This window comes from Nocardiopsis dassonvillei (genome assembly GCF_964273065.1).
GTDB classification, from domain to species: Bacteria; Actinomycetota; Actinomycetes; order Streptosporangiales; family Streptosporangiaceae; genus Nocardiopsis; species Nocardiopsis dassonvillei_B.
Genome location: NZ_OZ186815.1, coordinates 5,825,736 through 5,846,044, shown reverse-complemented (window position 1 = coordinate 5,846,044; position 20,309 = coordinate 5,825,736). Strand labels below are relative to the sequence as shown.

Here is a 20,309-nt window from a genome sequence, read left to right as displayed (position 1 = left end):
GGACCTTCCGGTACCCGGTCCGCAGTTTCGGGGATTCCAGAAACCAGGGATGGAAAATGGCCGCTCTGCCGCTGACCGCAACTCTCCCCGAAGCGCTCGCCGAACAGGTCGGGGCGCGGGGCTCCAAGATCGCCTACCGGTACCTGCCCAACGGCAGGGACGAGGCGCACGCCCCGACCTTCGCCGAGCTGGAGCTGCGCGTACGCGCCGTCGCGGCGAGGATCCAGGAGGTCGCGCGCCCGGGCGACCGGGTGATCGTCATGGTCCCGGACGCGATCGAGTTCGTGCACTCGTTCCTGGCCTGCCAGTACGCGGGGGTGATCGCCGTCCCGGTGTACCCGCCCTTCCCCGTGAACTCCCAGCGCAAGATCGACACCCTGCGCGCGATCGCGGCCGACTGCTCTCCGGTCTGCATCCTGTCCACCCTCGCGGTCGACTACCGGCCGCACTTCGCCGGGTCGGCCCCCGAGCTGGCGGCCCTGGAGTGGGTGATGGTCGACGAGGTCGCCACCTACGACGCCACCCGGTACAGCCCCGTACGGGCCTCCCCCGACGACGTCTCCTTCCTCCAGTACACCTCCGGATCCACGGGGAACCCCAAGGGCGTGGTGGTCAGCCACCGGTCGCTGACCCACAACGAGGAGTACATCCGGCGGGCGGGCCGCTACACGCCCGACACCGTGATCGTCAGCTGGCTCCCGCTCTTCCACGACATGGGGCTGATCGGCACCCTGCTGCCCGCCGTGTTCGTGGGGCTGGAGGCGGTCCTGATGCCGCCGATGGCGTTCATCCAGGACCCCGGACGGTGGCTGCGCGCGATCCAGCACTACGGCGCCAGGGTCTCCGGTGCGCCGAACTCCGGTTACGAGCTGTGCCTGCGCCGCATCCCCGAGGCGGCTCGCGAGGGTCTGGACCTGAGCGGGTGGGAGATCGCCTTCAACGGAGCCGAGCCCGTCCGGGCGTCGACCCTCGCGGCCTTCACCGAGGCGTTCGCGCCGCACGGCTTCCGCCCCGAGTCCTTCTACCCCTGCTACGGCCTGGCGGAGAACACCCTGATGGTCACCGGGTCCCGTATCGGGGAACCGGTCAGGACGGTCTCGGTGGACCTTCCCGCCCTCCAGCGCGAGCGGCGCCTGGTGCCCGGCGGCGACCACGTGCTCGTCGGCTCCGGGGAGCCCCTGGAGGGGCGCAGGCTGGAGATCGTCGACCCCGACACCCGGCTGCGGGTGGAACCGGGCGCGGTGGGCGAGATCTGGTCGGCCGGCCCCGACGTCGCCGAGGGCTACTGGGAGGCGCCCGAGGCGACGGAGGAGACGTTCCGGGCCCGCCTCGCCGACACCGGCGAGGGCCCCTTTCTGCGCACCGGGGACCTGGGGGTGGTGCTCGACGGCGAGCTCTACGTGTGCGGCCGGCTGAAGGACGTCATCATCGTCGACGGCCGCAACCACTACCCGCAGGACATCGAGTCGACGGCCGAGGCCGCCCACCCGGCCGTCCGGCGCAACTGCCTGGCCGCCTTCGCCGTCGAGGGCCGGGGGCGGGAGGAACTCGTGGTGGTCGTCGAGTTCAACCCGGCCCACAAGGACACCCACCCGGACGACGTGGCCCGCGCCATCGGCGCCGCCGTCGCCACGGCCCACGGCGTACGCCCGGACACCGTGCTGGTGGTCGCCCCCGGGGCGGTGCCCAAGACCACCAGCGGCAAGATCCAGCGGCGCGCCTGCCGGGCCGCCTACGAGGCAGGGACCCTGCCCCCCGCGCGTTCGCGCGCCACCGCGATGGAGGCCGCCAAGTGAACCACTCCCCCGACACCGTGCTGGGCTGGATGACCGACGCCATAGCCCGCACCCTGGAGATCCCCGCCTCCGCCGTGGCACCCGACGCCCTGTTCACCGAGGTCGGCCTGTCCTCGGTGCAGGCGGTGGAGCTGAGCGAGGAGCTCTCCCGGCGAACCGGCCTGGCCCTGCCCCCGACCCTGGCCTACGATCACCCCACCCTGCGCGGAGCCGCCGCGTTCATCGCCGCGGGCGGCCGCGACCCCGAGCCGCGGGCGCCGTCCCGGACGGCGCCCGCCGACCCCGCCGAACCGATCGCCATCGTGGGCGTGGGCTGCCGGGTCCCCGGCGCACAGGGACCGCGGGACTACTGGAAGTCGCTGGTGGAGGGCCGCGACTCCGTCGGGGAGGTGCCCGCCGACCGGTGGGACGCCGAGGCGCTGTACGACCCGGATCCGACGGTTCCGGGCCGGATGAACACGCGCTGGGGCGGCTTCCTCGACGGTGCGACCGCGTTCGACTCCGACTTCTTCGGGCTGACCGCGAGCGAGGCCGAGCGGATGGACCCCCAGCAGCGGTTGACCCTGGAGGTGGCCTGGGAGGCCCTGGAGGACGCGGGGATCGGCGCGTCCTCGCTGTCCGGGTCCGCCGCCGGGGTGTTCATGGGCGTGTCCACCTACGACCACGGGGCCGCCCTGTTCACCTCCGGGGACGACCCCCGGCGCCACGACGGTACGGGCGGGGCGCTCAGCGTGGTCGCCAACCGGCTGTCCTACCTGTTGGACGTGCGCGGACCGAGCATGGTGGTGGACACCGCGTGCTCCTCCTCCCTCGTCGCGGTGCACCTGGCCTGCCGCTCCCTGTCCTCGGGCGAGTCCGAGCTGGCCCTGGCCGGCGGGGTCAACATCATCTCCGGTCCGCAGATCGGCATGGGGTTCAGCCGCGGCGGCCTCATGGCGGCCGACGGCCGCTGCAAGACCTTCGACCACCGTGCCGACGGGTACGTGCGCGGCGAGGGCGTGGGCGTGGTCGTGCTCAAGCCCCTGTCCCGGGCGCTGGCCGACGGCGACCGGGTGTACGCGGTGGTGCGCGGAGGGGCGGTCAACCAGGACGGCCGCACCAACGGCCTGGTCGCGCCCAACCGGTTGTCCCAGGAGCGGGTGCTGCGCGCCGCCTACGCCTCGGCGGGCGTCGACCCGGCCGAGGTGGAGTTCGTGGAGGCGCACGGGACCGGGACCGCCGTGGGCGACCCCGTGGAGGTGGGCGCCCTGGGCGCGGTCCTGGGCGCGGGCCGTTCCCCGGAGCGGCCGCTGCGGGTGGGGTCGGTCAAGTCGAACGTGGGCCACCTGGAGGCGGCCGCGGGCGTCACCGGCCTGATCAAGACGGCGCTGGCCCTGCACCACCGGCTGCTGCCGCCGACGATCCACTTCGAGCGGGCCAACCCCCTGCTGGGGCTGGAGCGGATTCCCGTGCACGTCCAGGACGAGGCGCACCCCCTCCCGGAGGAGGCCCCCGTCATCGCGGGCGTCAGCTCCTTCGGCTTCGGCGGCACCAACGCGCACCTGGTCGTGGCGACCGCTCCGGCCGCCCCGGCGGCGGAGCGGGACGAGCGGCCGGAGTCCGCCGTGCCGCGCGCCCACGTGGTCCCGGTCTCGGGGCGCACGGCCGCCGCTCTGGAGCGCCGCGCGCTCCGCTGGGCCGAGGAGGCCGAGCGGCACCTCGAAGACCCCGGCTGGCTGGCGCGCGCGGCGGCCGCCGCGGCGCTGCGTGCCGACCACCACCCGCACCGGGCCGCCGTGGTCGCCACGGACGCCCGTGCGCTGTCCAACGGGATGCGGGCCCTGGCCGCGGGGCGCTCCCACCCGGACGTGTGCGGTCCGGGTATCGCCGGCCGCACCCCCCGCCGGCCGGTGATGGTCTTCCCCGGCCAGGGGTCGCAGTGGGACGGCATGGGGCGCGGGGCGGCCGCCGTGATCCCGGAGTTCCGGGACGCCGTCCGCGAGTGCGACGTGGAGATCTCCCGGTGGCTGGGCCGTTCCCTGTGGAGCGACGAGGAGGGCCTGGTGGCCCGCGGGACCGCGGAGGTGCAGCCCGCCCTGTTCGCCATGGAGGTGGCGCTGGCCCGCACCTGGCGGGCCTGGGGTGTGGACCCGGTGGCGGTGGTCGGGCACAGCATGGGCGAGATCGCGGCGGCCCACGTGTCGGGGGCCCTGTCGCTCACGGACGCGGCCCGCATCGTGGTGCGGCGCAGCTCCCTGCTGACCGAGCTGTCCGGCGCCGGCGGGCTGGCCCTGGTCGAGGCGACCGCCGAGGAGGCCGAGGAGCTCATCCGCGGCCGGGAGGACGTCCTCTCCGTGGCGGCGCTCAACGGCCCCCGGTCGACGGTCCTGTCCGGCACACCCGAGGCCCTGGACGAGGTGGTCGCCGAGCTGGAGGGGCAGGGGGTCTTCTCCCGGCGGGTGCCCGTGGAGTTCGCCGCGCACAGCCCCCAGGTGGAGCCGGTCCGGGCCCGCCTGCGCGAGGCGCTGAACGGCATCTCCCCCGGCCCCGCCGACACCGTCCTCTACTCGACGGTGACCGGCGCCCCCGAGGACGGACGCGCCCTGGGCCCCGGGTACTGGGAGCGCAACGTGCGCGCCACGGTGCGCTTCGCCCCCGCGGTGGAGCGGCTGCTCGCCGACGGCCACGACACCTTCGTGGAGGTGTCCCCGCACCCGGTCCTGATCCGGGCGATCGACGACGTCGCGGCGGAGTCCGAGGGGACCGTCACCGTGTCCTCCGCGCACCGCGACGCCGAGGGCGCGGCCGGGATGCTGCGCGCCCTGGGGCAGCTGTACGCGATGGGGGTCGAGATCGACTGGGCGGCGCACCACGGGGTGCACCCCGGCCACGTGGACCTGCCCGCACACGGGTGGGACCACCGCGACTTCCCGCTGATCCGGCCGGGCCGGGGGGCCGGGGCTCCGGCCGCGCCGGCACCGCGGGGCCTGCTCGGCGAGCGGTTGCGCGTCGGTGCCGTCCCCGACCTGCTCCTGTGGCGGCTGCCCTGGGACGTGTCGACCCTGCCCGAGCTGGCCGACCACGTCGTGGACGGCGTCCCGCTCGTTCCGGGGGCGTACTGGCTGGCCGCCGCCGCGGCCGCGGCGGCGGCCGGGGCCGACCACGAGGGGGGCCCGGTGCTCCTGGACGAGGTGGAACTGGTCCGCCCCGCGCCCGCGGAGGGCCCGGTCGACCTCCAGCTGGCGCTGACACCGCTGGAGGAGGGGAGATCGCGGCTGACGATCACTTCCTCCGGCGCCCGGCACGCCGTCGTCCACGTCCGCGGCGAGGTGGCCGTGGGCGGGGCGGACCCCTCCGCCGTGTTCCCGCTGGAGCAGGCCGGACGGGACTGCGCCGACGAGGTGGACGTCGACGGGCTGTACGAGCGGCTGGCCGGGGCGGGGCTCCGCTACGGTCCGCGCTTCCGGGCGCTGACCGGCCTGTGGACCGGTGACGGCCGGGCCCTGGGGCGCGTGGAGCTCCCCGAGGGCCTGCCCTCGGACGTCGGGCCCGTGCACCCCGCGCTGCTCGACTCCTGCCTGCACGTGGTGGCCGCCGTCGCGGACCACCGGGGCGGGCTGCCGCTGCCCTCCGGCGCCCGGGGCGTGCGGGTGCGGCCCGGTGCCGGCGCGCTGCGCCGGGGCTGGTGCCACGTCCGCATGCTCGACCCGGTCGGGCGGGCCCTGTACGCCGAGGTCACCGTCATGGACGACGAGGGAACGGTGGTGTGGTCGGCCGAACGGTTCGAGGTCACACCGACCCCGGTCCGCCACGGTGTCGAGGAGGGGCGCCTCTACGGTCTGCGCTGGGAGGAGATCGAACCGGTCCCGGCCGCGGCCCCCGGGGCGAGCTGGCTGCTCCTGGCCGACGCGGGCGGTCTCGCGCAGCGGCTGGCCGAGCACCTCACCGACGCCGGGGACCGGGTGACCGTGCTCGCTCCCCCGCACACCGCGGGTGATGACCCCCGGGTCCTCGCGGCGATGGACACCGCGCCGACGGGCATCGTGGACCTGCGTGCCCTCGACGCCCCCACCGGGGACTCCGAACCCGCCCGTACGATCCTGGCCACGGCCGATCTGCTGCGCTCGGTGGCCGGCCGGGACTGGCCCGAGGGCCCGCCCCGCCTGTGCCTGGTGAGTTCGGGTTCGCAGTCCCCGACCGCCTCACCGGAGCACCCCGGACGGGGCGCCGGCCTGTGGGGGCTGGGCAGGGTGGCCGCCAACGAGCACCCCGACCTGGAGGTGGTCTTGGCGGATCTGACCGCCCCTGTGACGTCCGGAGCCCTGTCCGCCATGACCCGGGCCCTGCGCTCGCCCGGCCTGCCCCGCCAGGTGGCGGTGGCCGGGGGCGTGCGGACCCCGAAGCTGGCCCCGCTGCCCGTCACGACCGGCGCCGGGACGGCCCTGCGCGGTGACCGGACGTACCTGGTCACGGGCGGGCTGGGGGCTCTCGGCCTGCACACCGCCCGCCGGTTGGCGGAGCACGGCGCCCGGCACCTGCTCCTGCTGGGCCGGGGAGGACCCGGACCCGAGGCGGAGAAGGCACTGGCCGCGCTGGGGGACGGGGGTGTGTCCGTCCGGACCGGACGCGCCGACGTCTCCGACCGGGACGACCTGCGACGTGCGCTGGACGGTCTGGGCACGCGCTTCCCGGCCCTGGGCGGGGTGTTCCACCTGGCCGGTGTCCTGGAGGACGCCCTGGTGGCCGACCTGGACGGGGACCTCGTCTCCCGGGCGGCCGCGGGGAAGGCAGTCGGCGCCCACCACCTGCACGAACTCACCCTGGACGACCCGGTGGAGCACTTCGTGCTGTTCTCCTCCATGGCCGGCGTCCTGGGGTCGCCCGGCCAGGGCGCCTACGCCGCGGCCAACGCCGAGCTCGACGCGCTGGCCGAACACCGCGCGGCCGCGGGCCTGCCCGCGGTGAGCATCGCCTGGGGCCCCTGGGCCGACGCGGGTCTGGCGGTCTCCAGCGGGGGCGCGGACCGGCTGGCGGCGCTGGGCGTCCCGCCGCTGAGGCCGGAGATCGCCGGCGACCTGCTGGAGGAGGCCCTGCGCGCCGGCGTCCCCCACGTGGTCGCCGCGGCCTTCCGGTGGGAGGACATGGCGCTCTCCTCCGGGCTGCCGGTCGTCGGGGAGCTGACGTCCGGCCTGCGCTCCCGGGACGGCACCGCGACGCCGCGCGGCGGGGGCCGGGAGCGCGTGCTCTCGGCCGGGTCGGGCGAGGAGCGCGAGCGCGAGGCCCGGGCGTTCCTGCGGGAACAGGTCGCGGCGATCGTCGGCCTGGCACCCGAGGCCGTCGACGAGGACGTGCCCTTCCAGGAGATGGGCTTCGACTCGATGACCGCGGTGGAACTGCGCAACCGGCTGGAGTCCGCCCTGGAACTGCGGCTGTCGGCGGCGCTGGTCTTCGCCCACCCGACCGTGGCGGACCTGGCGGCCGGACTGGTCGCCCGGTTGGCGCCGGAGGACGGCCCGGAGCCCGCGGCGGAGGCGGCGGGCGGACCGGGCGACGACGTACCAGGGGACGACGGCTCGCTCGCGGATCTCGACGACGACGCGCTGGCGGCGCTCGTGGCCGAGGAACTGGACGGGCGACGATGACGGGAGGACCGGTGAAGGACACGATGGACCAGAGGGAACTGCTCGAACGGGCACTGCTCCAGCTCCGTGACACGCGCCGCCGCCTGGCGGAGGCCACCCGGGCCCGGCACGAGCCGATCGCGGTCCTGGGCGTGGGCCTGCGCATGCCGGGCGGTGTGGAGGACACCGCCGCGTTCTGGGACCTGCTGCGGTCGGGCACCGACGCGGTGGCACCGCTGAGCGACTCCGCCGACGGGCACCGCCCCCGAAGGACGCCTTCGGCGCAGCCTCCCCTGTCGGCGTCCGAACGCCCGGACGGTGGGCGGTGGGCCGGCCAGCTGGACCGGATCGACGCCTTCGACGCCGACTTCTTCGGGATCTCCGCCTCCGAGGCGGCCAGGATGGATCCGCAGCAGCGCCTGGTACTGGAGGCCGCGTGGGAGGCCCTGGAGGACGCGGGGCTGCCCCCCGAGCGGCTCCGGCAGCGCACCACCGGCGTTTTCATGGGCGTGTACGGCAGCGACTACCTGACGATGCAGCTCGGCTCGGGGGACCCGGTCAACGCCTACACCGCGCCGGGCGGGGCGCACAGCATCCTCGCCAACCGCCTCTCCTACCTGATGGACCTGCGGGGTCCGAGCATGGCGGTGGACACCGCCTGCTCCTCCTCCCTGATCGCCGTGCACCTGGCCGTGCGCGCCCTGCGCCAGGGCGACTGCGACCTGGCGCTGGTCGGCGGGGTCAACGTGCTGTTGTCCCCGGTCTCCAGCGAGATCACCGGGAAGGTCCTGCCGCTCGCCCCGGGCGGGCGGTGCCGGCCCTTCGACTCCGCGGCCGACGGCATCGTGCGCGGTGAGGGGTGCGGTGTGCTGGTGCTGGCCCGGGCCTCGGAGGTTCCCGAGGGCGGTGCGCGCGGGCTCATCCTGGGCACGGCGGCCAACCACGACGGCCGTACCAACGGGCTGACCGCGCCCAATCCCCGGGCGCAGGCCCGGCTGCTGCGCGACGCCCTGGCCGACGCGCGGGCCGACGCCGGTGACGTGGTGTACGTGGAGGCGCACGGCACCGGTACGCCCCTGGGCGACCCGATCGAGGTGGAGGGGATCCGGGAGGTCTACGGGGCCGGGGACCGGGCGTGCGCGCTCGGCTCGGTCAAGGCCAACCTGGGCCACCAGGAGGCCGCGGCCGGGATCAGCGGCCTGGTGAAGGCGCTCCTCGTCCTGGAGCACGGGGAGGCACCGCCGCTGGTGCACCTGCGCGAGGTCAACCCGGAGATCGACCTGTCGGGCACCCGCCTCACCCTGCCGACCTCCCCTGTCCCGCTGCCGGCCGGGGAGCGCCGCCTGGCCGGGGTCAGCTCCTTCGGGTTCGGCGGGGCGAACGCGCACGTGGTGCTGGCCGGTCCCGACGAGGTTCCGGACGGCGGGGCCGCCGGGGGCGGGCCGCTGCCCGGGCGCCTGCTCCTGCCCCTGTCGGCGCGGTCGCCCGAGGCCCTGGCCGAACTGGCTGGGCGCTACGCCGAGCGCCTGCGCGGGGCCGGGAGGGCCGAGGCGGAGCGGGTGTGCGCCGCGGCCGCACGGCGGCGCGAGCACCACCCCGTCCGGCTGGGCCTGAGCGCACAGGACCCGGAGGAGCTGGTGCAGCGGGCCCGGGAGGCGGCCGCCCGCCCCGCGGTCGCACGCCCCTCCTCCGGAGGGAGGACGGCGTTCGTCTTCAGCGGGCAGGGCGCCCAGTGGGCGGCCATGGGCGCGGAGCTGCTCGACCGGGAACCGGTCGCCCGCGCCGAGGTCGAGGCGTGGGACGCCCTGGTGCGCGAGGCCGCGGGCTGGTCGGTCCTGGAGCGGCTGCGCGCCCCCGCGGAGACCGCACGCATGAACGAGACCGAGACGGTGCAGATCACCACGGCCGCCCTGCAGCTGGGGCTGGCCGCGCTGTGGAGGTCGTGGGGCGTCGTCCCCCACGCGGTCACGGGGCACAGCATGGGCGAGATCGCGGCGGCGACCGACGCGGGCATGCTCACCCGTGAGCAGGCGGTGGAACTGCTGGTGGCCCGGGCCCGGGTGACGGAGGAGGGCGCCCGCGGGGGCGCCATGGCCGGGCTGGCCCTCCCCCTGGACCGGGTGGAGGCCCTGATCGAGGACGTGGTGGGGGTGGGGGTCGGCGCGGTCAACGGACCCCGTTCGACCGTGGTGTCCGGAACCGCCGAGGGTGTGGCGGCCGTGGTCGCGGCCGCCGCCGACCGGGGCGTCCCGACCCGGATGCTGCCGGTGGAGTACGGGTTCCACAGCCCCCTGCTGGAGGGGCGCGACGTCCTCCTCGCGGAACGCGTCGCCCATCTGACCGCGGTGGGGGGACGGGCGGAGCTGTACTCCACCGTCACCGGCACCCGGGTCACGGCCGGGAGCCTGGACGGCGGGCACTGGGGGCGCAACCTGCGCGACGCCGTCTTCTTCGCACCGGCCCTCACCGCCCTGGTCGAGAGCGGTGTCACCGCGATCGTCGAGGTGGGGCCGCACCCGGTCCTGCTCAGGGACATCGGGACGCTGGTGGAGGAGGCCGGGGCGCGGGCCGTCTCCGTGGGGAGCCTGCGCAGGGAGCAGCCCCTGGCCGTGTCCCTGGACGCGTCCCTGGGCCGGCTGTACGCCGAGGGCCACCGGATCGCGTGGGAGCACGTGCACCCCGACCCCGGGGAGCGCGTGGAGCTGCCGGGACACCCGTGGCGGCGGCGCCGCCACTGGCTCGCGGGCGGGGCCCCCGCCGCCCCGGCCGGCACCGCGGCGGCCGGTTCCGGGTCGGCGGTCGCCGACCCGGGACCGGCCGGGCCGGACACCGCCGTCCCCGCAGTGCAACCGCTGGACCTGTTCGTCCGCGAGCGCATCGCCCGGGCCCTGGAGCTGCCCGGGGCGGGCTCCGTGCCCGCTGACACCCGGCTCACCGACCTGGACCTGGACTCGCTGATGATCGTGGAACTGAAGAACCAGGTGGAGACGGAGCGGGGGGCGCGGGTGCGCCTCCAACTCCTCCTGGAGGTACTGGAGACCGGGACCGTCGGAGACCTGGCGGACGCCATCGCCTCCGACAACGCGGGGGCCGACGGGGCCGTCGCGGTGCGGGGTGGCCGGTGATGGCCCCTCCCGCCGCCTCTCCCGCCGTCCTCCCCCGCGGGCGCCGTTCCCCCGCGCCCATGCGGGCGCTGGTCCCCCAGCCCGCCGCGCTCACCCGGCTCGTGTGCTTCCCCCACTCGGGGGCAGGCCCCTCGGTGTTCCAGCGCTGGGGCACCGGCCTGGCACCCGACATCGAGGTGTGGCCGGTCACCCTCCCCGGCCGGGGGTCCCGGTCCCGGGAGCCCTTCGCCCGCGCCTGGGCGCCCCTGGTCGCGGAGATGGCCTCCGCGGTCCTGGACGGGGGCACCGGGCCGGTGGCCCTGTTCGGCCACAGCATGGGCGCGCTGCTGGCCTTCGAGGTGGCGCGCGCCCTGACCCGGGCGGGCAGCCCGCCCCTGCACCTGGTGGTGTCCGGGCGGGCGGCGCCGACGGGCGCCGCCCGGCGGCCGGACCTGCCCGCCGACGACCTCGCCCTGATCGACGCCGTCGACCGGATCTACCAGGGGGTCCCCGCGGCGGTGCGCGAGTCCCCCGAGCTGATCGCCCACTTCGCCCCCGTGCTCCGCGCCGACCTGGAACTGGTCGCCTCCCACTCCTACGTGCCCGGCCCTGCCCTGACCTGCCCGGTGACCGCGATGGGCGGGGTGGACGACCCGACCGTCACCGAGGAGGAGCTGCAGGGATGGGCGGAGCACACCCGGGGCGGGTTCGCCCGGACGATGTTCCCCGGCGGCCACTTCTACCTGGGCGAGGCGGAGCGCCCGGTACTCGACGTCCTCTGGTCGCGCCTGACGGCCCCGCCCCTCGTACAGACCCACCCATGAGCAGGAAGGCTGGAACCATGACCGGCTCCTCCCCCACCACCACGGCCCCCGTCCGGCCGCTGACCTTCGACGCGACCGTGCCCCGGCAGATCGCCCACCGCCGTGCGGTGGGCGAGGTGTTCGTGACCGACTCGGTGCGGCTGGACGGCGGCGACGTGCTCCTCGCCCTGCAACTGCCCCGCGGCCACAGCCTGTGGTTCGACCGGGACGTGCCCTGGCACGACACCTTCTCCATCGCCGAGGCGGCCCGCCAGGCCTCGTTCGTGGTGGTCCACCGCCACCTGGGGGTGCCCGTCGGCCTGCCGTTCACCCTGCAGAACTTCGCGTTCCGGGTGCCGGAGACGACCGCCTACGCCGACGACTCCACCACTCCCCTGGAGGGGGTGCTGCGCTACCGGGTGGTCGAGGAGCGCAGGCGGGGCGCGGACTTCGCGGAGCTGACCCTGCGCGGGGACGTGACCGTGAACGGCGTGCCGGCGATGTCCCTCACTGCGGACATGGTGTTCATGGACCCCGAGGACTACCGGGCGCTGCGGTCCTTCCAGCTGGCGCGCAGGCCGGCCGCCGCCGGGCCGGCCCCGGTGACTCCCCTGGCCCCGGAGCAGGTGGGGCGGCGGGACCCGCGCAACGTCGTGATCGGCGACCGGCCCGGCAACGGCATCGACGAGAGCGTGTTCCTCTACGCGATCGACCGGACCCACCCGTCCTTCTTCGACCACGACTACGACCACGTGCCCGGGCCGTTCCTCGTGGAGGGGTTCCGGCAGGCCGCCGTCGTGACCTGCCACCGGGCCGGCCTGCTGCCCTCGCCCCGGGCCGCCGTGGTGGGGTGTTCCACCCTGTTCACCGGTTTCGGTGAGTTCGGCGCCCCGCTGGAGTGCGCGGTGGGCCGCCCCCGCCGCGCCTCCGGCGGACGGGTCGTGGTGGAGGTGGCGCTGCGCCAGTACGGCTCCCGGGCCGCCACCGGACAGATCGAGCTGGTCGCCCTGTCCTCCTGATCCCCGTGCCGGCCGAAGGCGCCCGGCACGGTCACCGCCCCGTCCCGCCCCGTTCCCCGGGCGGGACGGGGGCTTCCGCGTGCGCGGCCCCGCGGCGCGGGTCCGCGGGAGCGGGGTACGAGGAGCGCGGGAACCGCACGCGGGCCCCCGCCCGGACCGTACCGGGCCGGTCCCTTCGCCGCCGCTCACCGCCGGGGTCGCACCGGACGACGGCGGCCCTTCCGCCGGCGGTCGCCACCAGGATCGCCTCGGGCCCGGGCGAGCCCTTCGTCCCCGGCCACAGCGGGCCATGGGCGGCCCTTCGGTCCGCCGTCACCAGCGGTGCCGCACCGGGCCTGCTGCCCGCAGCCACCACCGGGGCCGCGTCAGGCCGGGACGTCCCCTCCACCATCGGACACCGCCCGACCACAGCGGGTCTTCTGTCCGCAGCGCTGTTCGCAGGCCCCGGGAACACGCAGGGGTCCGCCGCCCGGGAACAGGTCCCGGGCGGCGGACCGCGGTGCGGCGGCGGGGCTCAGAGCCCGCTGGAGTGTCCCGCGAGGGAGCCGGGACGGTTCGGCTCCGGTGCGGGGTCGTCGTCGCCGCTCTCCTCGGGGAAGCCGTACCTGTCCCACCAGCGGGCCAGCGGGGCGGGGGACCACCAGGCCCACCGGCCCAGCAGGCGCATGGTCGCCGGCAGGAGGAGCCCCCGGACGATGGTGGCGTCCACGGCCAGGGCGATCACCAGGCCGACGCCGATCATCATCAGGACGCTGATCCGGGTGAACACGAAGGCCGCCACGACCACGCCCAGGAGCAGTGCGGCGGCCGTGATGATCCGGGCGGTGTGCTGGACCCCGTAGGCCACCGACTCGGTGGTGTCGCCGGTGCGCAGGTAGTGCTCGCGGATCCGGGCCAGGACGAACACCTCGTAGTCCATGGCCAGTCCGAACGCGATGGCGGCCACGAGCAGGGGCATGTTCGCGTCGATGTAGCCGGGCGAGTCGAACCCGAACACGTCCGACAGGAACCCGTACTGGAAGATCAGCACCATGGCCCCGTAGGCCGCCGACAACGACAGCACGTTGAGCAGTAGGGTCTTGATGGGCATGATCACCGAGCCGAAGGCCATGAAGAGGACCACGAAGGTCACCGCGGTGACGATGACGCCCATCCAGACCAGCCGCTCGCCGATCATGTCGAGCATGTCGACCACGCCGAAGGGCCGGTTGGTGAACATGACCTCGGCCGCCCCCTCGGGCTGCTCGACGGCGCGCAGCTCCTCGGTCATCGGCCGGGCCTCGGGGCCCATCGGGTCCATGATGTAGTTGAGCGTGATGCGGGCCAGGTCGCCCTGGGTCTCGGTGACCTCGCCGCGGGTGATCCCGTCGACCGCCCGGAGGCGTTCGGTGAAGGCCTCGAGCTGCGTGCCCGACTCCACGGTCTCGGCGGAGCCCTCCATGCGCACCACGACGGTGACGATCTTGGAGGGGTCGAAGCCGAAGTCGGTGACGAGCTCCTCGGTGACGACCCTGCTGTCCGTCCCCGCGGGCAGCGCCCAGTCGGCGGGGCGGGCGAAGTTGGCGCCCAGCAGCGGGAGCCCCAGGACCACGAGCGCCGTACCGATTCCCACGGTCCACAGGAGGGGCCTGCGCATGACGGCGTGGGCGGTGCGGTACCAGCGGTCCCTGGAGGGGTCGGCCGCCGCCTCGGCCGCGCGGCGCGCGCCCGGGAAGGGGATGCGCAGCGCGTTGACGCGGTGCCCGACCAGGTACAGCAGCGCCGGGAGCAGGGTGACGGCGGCGATGACCGCGAACAGGACGACGCTCACCCCGGACCAGGCCAGCGAGGTCAGGAATCGCGACGGGAAGACGAGCAGGCCGCCCAGGGTGGCGGCGATGGTGAGCCCGGAGATGACGACCGTGCGCCCGGCGGTGGACATGGTGAGCACGAGCGCGTCACCGACGTCCTGGCCCTTGGCCAGCTGTTCGCGGAACCGGGTGACGATGAGCAGCGCGTAGTCGGTGGCCAGGCCCAGGCCCAGCACGATGACCACGTTGATCGCGATGGTGGACAGGTCCACGAACCCGCCGACCAGGCGGAGCACCCCCAGGGAGCCGACCGCCACGAAGACGGCGATGGACAGGGGCAGCAGGGCCGCGATGACGCTGCGGAAGACGAACAGCAGCATGACCAGCAGCAGCGGCGTCGCGATCATCTCGATGGTGAGCAGGTCCTCGGAGCTCATCGAGTTGAACTGGTCGTTGACCGCGATGAGTCCGCCGAAGCGGACGTCCAGCTCCGGGACGTCGAGCAGCGCGGGGAAGTCGTACTCGTGGTAGGCGTCGACGCGCTCCTCCTCCGAGTACCCGTGGAGCTGGAAGGACACGTAGGTCTTGTTCCGGTCCTCGCTGACGAAGTCCTCCGAGCCGGTGGACCAGTAGTCCTCCTGCCACTCGTAGGCCTCGGCGGGGACCCGGGCGACGGCCTGCTCCACGAGTTCCCGGAACTCGGGGTCGTCGACGGTGAGCTCGTCGCTCTCGTAGACCACGATCACGTCGGCGACATAGCGGCCGAGGCTGTCCTCCAGGATGTGGTCGGCCCTGGTCGACTCGGAGTGGGGGTCGTCCAGGCCGCCGCCGCCTCCGAGGGTCCCGCCCGCTCCGGCCCCCCAGACGCCGCCCAGGATGATGAACAGGACGGCGCACAGGAGGACCCACCATCGGCGACGGATCGTGAATCTGGCCAGTGAGGAAAACATGGAGGTGGTCCTTGCCTCTTGTCTCAGGGGGGAGCATGGCAAATCAGTAGTGACACTACCCGCTACTGATACTGACAATATCTATATTTGCGCTTCGAGTGGTGCCTGTCGAGGGATCCGAGGTGAAATCTCGGTACCGCGCGGACCGGCTCAGAGGATCGCGATCGCCCGCACGGGTGCGCCGAACCCCCCGCGCAGCTTGGGCAGGCCCACGAGGAGCGTGGCCCCGGTGTCGGGGACCTCGTCCAGCGCGGCCAGGTTCTCCAGGCCGTAGCGACCCGTGGTCAGGAGAGTCCGGTGGGTGACCGGCTCCACCCGGGTGCCCACGTCCAGGCTGCTGGTGTCGGTCCCGAAGCCGACGATGTCGCGCTCGGCGACGAGGAACTCCGCCGCCTCGGGGCTCACGCCGGGAAAGCGCATGACCTCCGCCGCGCGGTCGAACTGGAGGAAGGCCTCGGCGTCGCCCACCCGGCGGTACCAGCCGCTGTCCATGGCCACGAAGGCCCCCGCGGGCAGCCGCCCGTGCTCCTTCTCCCAGTCCAGGACGTCCTCCACCGTCAGCTCCGTGGTGTTCTCCCGCTCGGCGCGCTCGGCGACGCGCACCACGGCCAGCGGGGCGATGAGGTCCTCCAGGGCGATCTCGTCGGCCGTGGCCAGGCCCTCGTCCGCGTGCGCCGGGACGTCCATGTGCGTCCCCGCGTGCTCGTTGAACGTCCACTCGGCGGAGTTGAAGCCGACCACGTCGGAGAACATGACCTGCCGCTGCTCGGGGCGGCGCACGTAGAACTCGAACACGGGGAAGTCCGCGTCGAGGGGGTGGGTGAGGTCGACGATCCTGCGCCGGTCCCGGCGCAGGATGTCGGCGAGGGAGTCGGCGGGGGGACCCGGGGCCGCCGCCGCGGCGGCGGGCAGCGCGACCGCGCCGGCCAGGCCGAGCGCGCCGACGACGGCCGCGCGCAGCGCGTCACGGCGGCCGGGGCCCGGGACCGCCGCCCCGCGGCCGCCGCGCCCGTCCGTTCCGGGGGCGGGGTGGTGGCCGTCCGGCCCGTGGCCGTGGCCGCAGGTGCACTGGGCGGGCGCGCCGATCGCTGCCAGGACGACGCTGGGTGAGCACATGGTGGACTCCTGGGAAGGGGAGGGTGCGTTGGGCGGGATACGGGGCGGCCGGGGCCGCCGGGATCAGATCCGGTCCGGCAGGGGCTCGCGGTCCCGTCCGGCGGGTTCCTGTTCCGGAGCGGCGTCCCGGGGCGTCCCGTCGGGGGGCGCGGCCGCGGCCGGGGGACCCTCGCGGAAGCCGAACCGCCGCTGGAACCGGCGCAGCGGACCGGGGGCCCACCAGGTGGCGCGGCCGCCCAGCAGGGCCATGACCGCCGGCAGGAGGAGCCCGCGGACCACGGTGGCGTCGAGGAGGATCGCCAGCGCCACGCCGATGCCGAGCATCTGCATGTTGGTGATCTGGGAGGAGCCGATCCCGAACAGCACCACCGCCAGGATCAGGGCCGCCGCCGTGACCAGGCCGCCGGTGCGCTGGAGGCCGACGGCGATCGACTCCCGGTGGTCGCCGAGGCGCTCGTACTCCTCCTTGATCCGGGACAGGACGATGATGTTGTAGTCCATGGACAGGCCGAAGGCCAGGCAGAACATGAGGATCGGCAGCGTGGTCTCGATCGACCCGATGGGGTCGAAGCCGAGCAGGGCGCCGCCGTTGCCGTCCTGCCAGATCCACACCACCGCCCCGAACATGACCGTGAGACTCAGGGTGTTGAGCAGCAGTGTCTGGAGGGAGACGGCCACGCTGCCGGTGAACAGGAACATCAGGACCAGCGAGGCGACGACGATGAGCGCCAGGGCGTACGGCAGCCGTTCGGCGAGCGCGTCCTGCGAGTCGAAGAAGACGGCGGGGCCCCCGCTGACCCGGACGTCGGGGATCTCCCTGATCTCGGCGAGCAGCGCCCGGCTCTCGGGGGAGACCGCCTCGACCGCCCTCTCCGGGACGACGGTGAACACCATGTGGCCGTCGCCGATGCGTTCGACGTCCACGGGGGTGGGCGCGTAGGCCAGGGCCCCGTCCTGGTACACGCCCAGGGGGGTGACCACCGACTCGACCCCGTCCAGCCCTCCGAGCTCGGCGGCCCGGCGCGGGATGAGCAGGGGGTCGTCGGCCGCGTCGCCCTCCACCGGGATCAGCACCTCGAGGGTGCCGTCGGTGCGTCCGGGCATGTTCTCCTCCGCGAACTCGGCGACCTGGCGGGCCTCGGAGTCGGCGGGCATCTGGCGGTGGTCGGGCGGGCCGAGCGACACGCGCAGGAACGGCGTCGCGAGCAGCACCAGCAGCACGGTGACGCCGACCGCGAAGAACGGCGCACCGCGCATCACCACCCGGGCCGTGCGGTACCAGCCCCTCCCCGGCTCGCGCCGCGGGGCGCCGCGGCGGCGCCACAGGCGGGTCGGGTCGAGGGCGTCGACGCGCTCTCCCAGCAGGACGAGCAGGGAGGGCACCAGGACCAGGACCGTCACCACGCAGAACAGGACCACGGGGATGCCGGCGTAGGCGAAGGAGCGCAGGAAGTACTGGGGGAACACGAGCATGGAGGAGAGCGCGACGGCGACGGTGAGGCCGGAGAAGAACACCGTGCGGCCGGCCGTGTCCAGGGTGCGGGCCAGGGCCGCCCGCACGCCGTCGCCGGCCTCGCGCTCCTCCCGGTAGCGGCGCAGGAAGAGCAGGGCGTAGTCGATGGACAGGCCCAGCCCCAGGCCCACCGCGAGGTTCTGGGCGAAGACGGACACGTCGGTGGAGACCGCGATGGTGCGCAGGACCCCGTTGGTGATGAGGATGGTGGCCACGCCGGCGACGAGCGGAACGAGGGCGGCCACGGCGCTGCGGAACACGAACACGAGGATGAGCAGGGTGATGGGCAGGGCGATCAGCTCCCCGCGCACCAGGTCCTCCTCGACGGTGGCCTGGGTCTCCACGCTCACTGCGGCCTCGCCGCCCAGGCGCACCGTGACGTCGCCCCACTCCCCCCGGTACCCGGGGGCGATCCGCTCGAAGGTCGCGGCCCTCTCGTCGTCGTCGCCCAGGAGGCGGGCGGTGACCAGGGCGTGGCCGCCGTCCTCCGAGCGCAGGGCCAGGGCCCCGTCGGTCCAGTAGGACGTCACCCCGGTGACGCCCTCCTCGTTCTCCAGGTGCGCGACCAGGTCCTCGGCCGAGTGCACCACGTCGGGGTGCTCCACCGGCATGTCGCCGTCCACCGGGGTGACCTGGAGGACCAGGTCGGCACGGCTGCCGGGGAAGTCCTCGTCGAGGGTCTCGGCGGTCTCCACCGATTCCGAGCCGGGATCCTCCGTACCGCCCAGGCGCAGGTGGGAGGCGACGTCGGAGCCCAGGACCGCCATCGACACGGTGAAGGCCAGGGACACGACCAGGACGAGGAGGGGGCGGGCGGTGAGCCCGTGCAGTCTGTCGAACATCGGGGAACGCTCCGGGTCGGAGTCGGCTACGGGCGGGTGGTCCGGGGGTCAGGGGCCGTGCGTGGCGGAGTGCTCCAGGGCCCTGCCGGGCGCTCCGCCCAGCGGGCGGAGCAGCGGGCCCGCGTCCAGGTCGGCGGCGGTGCCCGCCACGTATCCGTCGGGCCGGACGAGGATCAGCCGCTTCCCGGCCATCGGCCCCCGGGGGCCTCGGTGGCCGCGGGGCAGCAGGTAGGTGTCGGCCCGGGGCGCCCCCGGGGGGGCCTCCCGCCCGTCCGGGAGCAGGAACACCGTGCGCACGCGCCCGTCCAGGGGGGCCGCGGCGCGCAGAACGCCGGCCGTCCCCTCGGGGTCGTCGCCACCGGGCAGGACCACGAGCACGTGTCGCGGATCGGACAGGAGGTCGCGGAGGGTGGTGGCCGCGCCGCCGTCGGCGGCGGTCAGCGGGGTGTCGGGGAGGCCGTGGAGCAGGAGCCGGCGCCCGCCGCCCGGCCCCACCACGGGGCTGGCGGTGTAGTCGAGGTCGAGCTGGGCCATGGCGGGGACCATGCGGCGTTCGAGGAGTCCGCTGCCGGCGGCGACGCCCATGAGCGTGTCCCGCAGGAGCCGGCCCAGGGGGGAGCCGACCGTCCACAGGCGGGTCTGCTGGTGGGAGGACCGCATGACGTCGGCCGCGACCGGTTCGCGCTCGGCCTGGTAGCTGTCGAGGAACGCCTCGGCGCCGGGGACCCCGTCCAGGGCCAGTGCGAGTTTCCAGGCCAGGTTCGCCGCGTCCTGGATCCCGGTGTTGATGCCCTGCCCCCCGGCGGGGCTGTGCACGTGGGCGGCGTCCCCGGCGACCAGGCAGCGGCCGGAGCGGTACCGGGTGGCCTGGCGCAGGTGCACCTGGAAGCGGGTGCTCCACTGCAGGTCGCGCACGACCAGGGCGAAGGGGGAGCGTTCGTCGGCGATCCGCTGGACGTCGGCGATCCCGGGGGCCCGCCCCGCGTCGCCCACACCGGTGGCGTCGGCGAACACGCGCAGCTTCCCGTCCGGCAGGGGGACCATGACGAGGACCCCGTCCGGGTGCAGGACGTAGTGGGCCTCCCCCGGTGTGATGGGGTGGTCCATCTCGCCGTCGCCGAGCATGAAGTCGCGCCCGTAGGTACTGCCGCCGAAGGTGATGCCGGACGCCTCGCGTACCGTGCTGTGCACCCCGTCGCAGCCGACCACCCACCGGGCGGCCACCTCCTCGGCGCCGCCGGGCCCCTCCAGGACCGCCTCGACGCGGTCCCCGTGGTCGGTGAGCCCGGTGAGGCGGGTCCCCCACTCCACGCGGGCGCCGGCCTCCTCCAGGCGCGCCACCATGACCTCTTCCACGGCGGGCTGGGTGGTGATCAACGGGGAGGCGTCCCCGCGGGACTCCCCGCCGAAGCGGACGTTGGCGATGTTGCGCCCGCGCGACCAGTAGCGGGCCGCGGTCATGGGCAGCCCGCGGGCGACCACGGTGTCGGCGATACCGTGGCGGCGCAGGACGTCGAGGGCGCCGTCCCACATCGTGAGGGCGCGGGCCTGGTGGGCGGGGCGGTGGTCGGCCTTGTCGATGATCCGGCAGTCGACGCCCTGCCGCAGCAGTTCGCAGGCGAGTGCGAGCCCGGTGGGCCCGGCTCCGACCACCAGCACCGGTACGGAGGTCTTCACGGAATCGGCTCCATTCACGGCTGTGCGCACCCCCTGGTGACCGGATGCGACCTGCGCACCCAGCATCGGGCCCCGGTGGCCGCGGGCTCATCGCCCCGT

Annotated in this window: 9 protein-coding genes; 5 read left to right on the top strand and 4 right to left on the bottom strand. The window is 74.9% G+C overall.

Annotated elements, in window-relative coordinates; genetic code table 11:
- The first annotated feature begins 56 nt into the window (after nucleotides 1–56).
- Genes ACSUPR_RS26025 through ACSUPR_RS26005 form a run of 5 tightly spaced genes read left to right on the top strand, consistent with a single transcriptional unit; the run spans nucleotide 57 to nucleotide 12,322 of the window.
- Complete coding sequence (locus tag ACSUPR_RS26025; protein ID WP_436887341.1) at nucleotides 57–1,796, top strand: fatty acyl-AMP ligase; 1,740 nt, start codon at nucleotides 57–59, stop codon at nucleotides 1,794–1,796.
- Nucleotides 1,793–7,417: a type I polyketide synthase gene (locus ACSUPR_RS26020; RefSeq protein ID WP_436887340.1), complete on the top strand. Its 5,625-nt coding sequence runs from the start codon at nucleotides 1,793–1,795 to the stop codon at nucleotides 7,415–7,417. Before ACSUPR_RS26025 ends, ACSUPR_RS26020 begins: the two co-directional genes overlap by 4 nt.
- Before the next feature lie 23 nt (nucleotides 7,418–7,440).
- Nucleotides 7,441–10,521 carry a type I polyketide synthase gene (locus ACSUPR_RS26015; protein ID WP_436887339.1) on the top strand — a complete coding sequence of 1,027 codons (3,081 nt, stop codon included), beginning with the start codon at nucleotides 7,441–7,443 and terminating at the stop codon, nucleotides 10,519–10,521.
- Nucleotides 10,521–11,324: a thioesterase II family protein gene (locus ACSUPR_RS26010; RefSeq protein WP_436887338.1), complete on the top strand. Its 804-nt coding sequence runs from the start codon at nucleotides 10,521–10,523 to the stop codon at nucleotides 11,322–11,324. Before ACSUPR_RS26015 ends, ACSUPR_RS26010 begins: the two co-directional genes overlap by 1 nt.
- Nucleotides 11,321–12,322 carry an AfsA-related hotdog domain-containing protein gene (locus ACSUPR_RS26005; protein ID WP_436887337.1) on the top strand — a complete coding sequence of 334 codons (1,002 nt, stop codon included), beginning with the start codon at nucleotides 11,321–11,323 and terminating at the stop codon, nucleotides 12,320–12,322. Before ACSUPR_RS26010 ends, ACSUPR_RS26005 begins: the two co-directional genes overlap by 4 nt.
- 514 nt (nucleotides 12,323–12,836) lie before the next feature.
- Here ACSUPR_RS26005 and ACSUPR_RS26000 read toward each other — a convergent pair.
- From ACSUPR_RS26000 to ACSUPR_RS25985, 4 genes are all read right to left on the bottom strand, one after another.
- Entirely contained in the window at nucleotides 12,837–15,062 is a 2,226-nt protein-coding gene (locus ACSUPR_RS26000) for an MMPL family transporter (RefSeq protein WP_436887336.1), read from the bottom strand.
- A 150-nt stretch (nucleotides 15,063–15,212) separates the two neighbouring features.
- Nucleotides 15,213–16,178, bottom strand: a complete 966-nt coding sequence (locus ACSUPR_RS25995) for a cyclase family protein (RefSeq protein ID WP_436887335.1) — start codon at nucleotides 16,176–16,178, stop codon at nucleotides 15,213–15,215.
- Between the two features lie 63 nt (nucleotides 16,179–16,241).
- The gene (locus tag ACSUPR_RS25990) at nucleotides 16,242–18,533 is read right to left on the bottom strand and encodes an MMPL family transporter (protein ID WP_436887334.1); all 2,292 of its coding nucleotides are present in this window, start codon (nucleotides 18,531–18,533) and stop codon (nucleotides 16,242–16,244) included.
- A gap of 48 nt (nucleotides 18,534–18,581) precedes the next feature.
- Nucleotides 18,582–20,210: an FAD-dependent monooxygenase gene (locus ACSUPR_RS25985; RefSeq protein WP_436887333.1), complete on the bottom strand. Its 1,629-nt coding sequence runs from the start codon at nucleotides 20,208–20,210 to the stop codon at nucleotides 18,582–18,584.
- Nucleotides 20,211–20,309 lie beyond the last annotated feature (99 nt).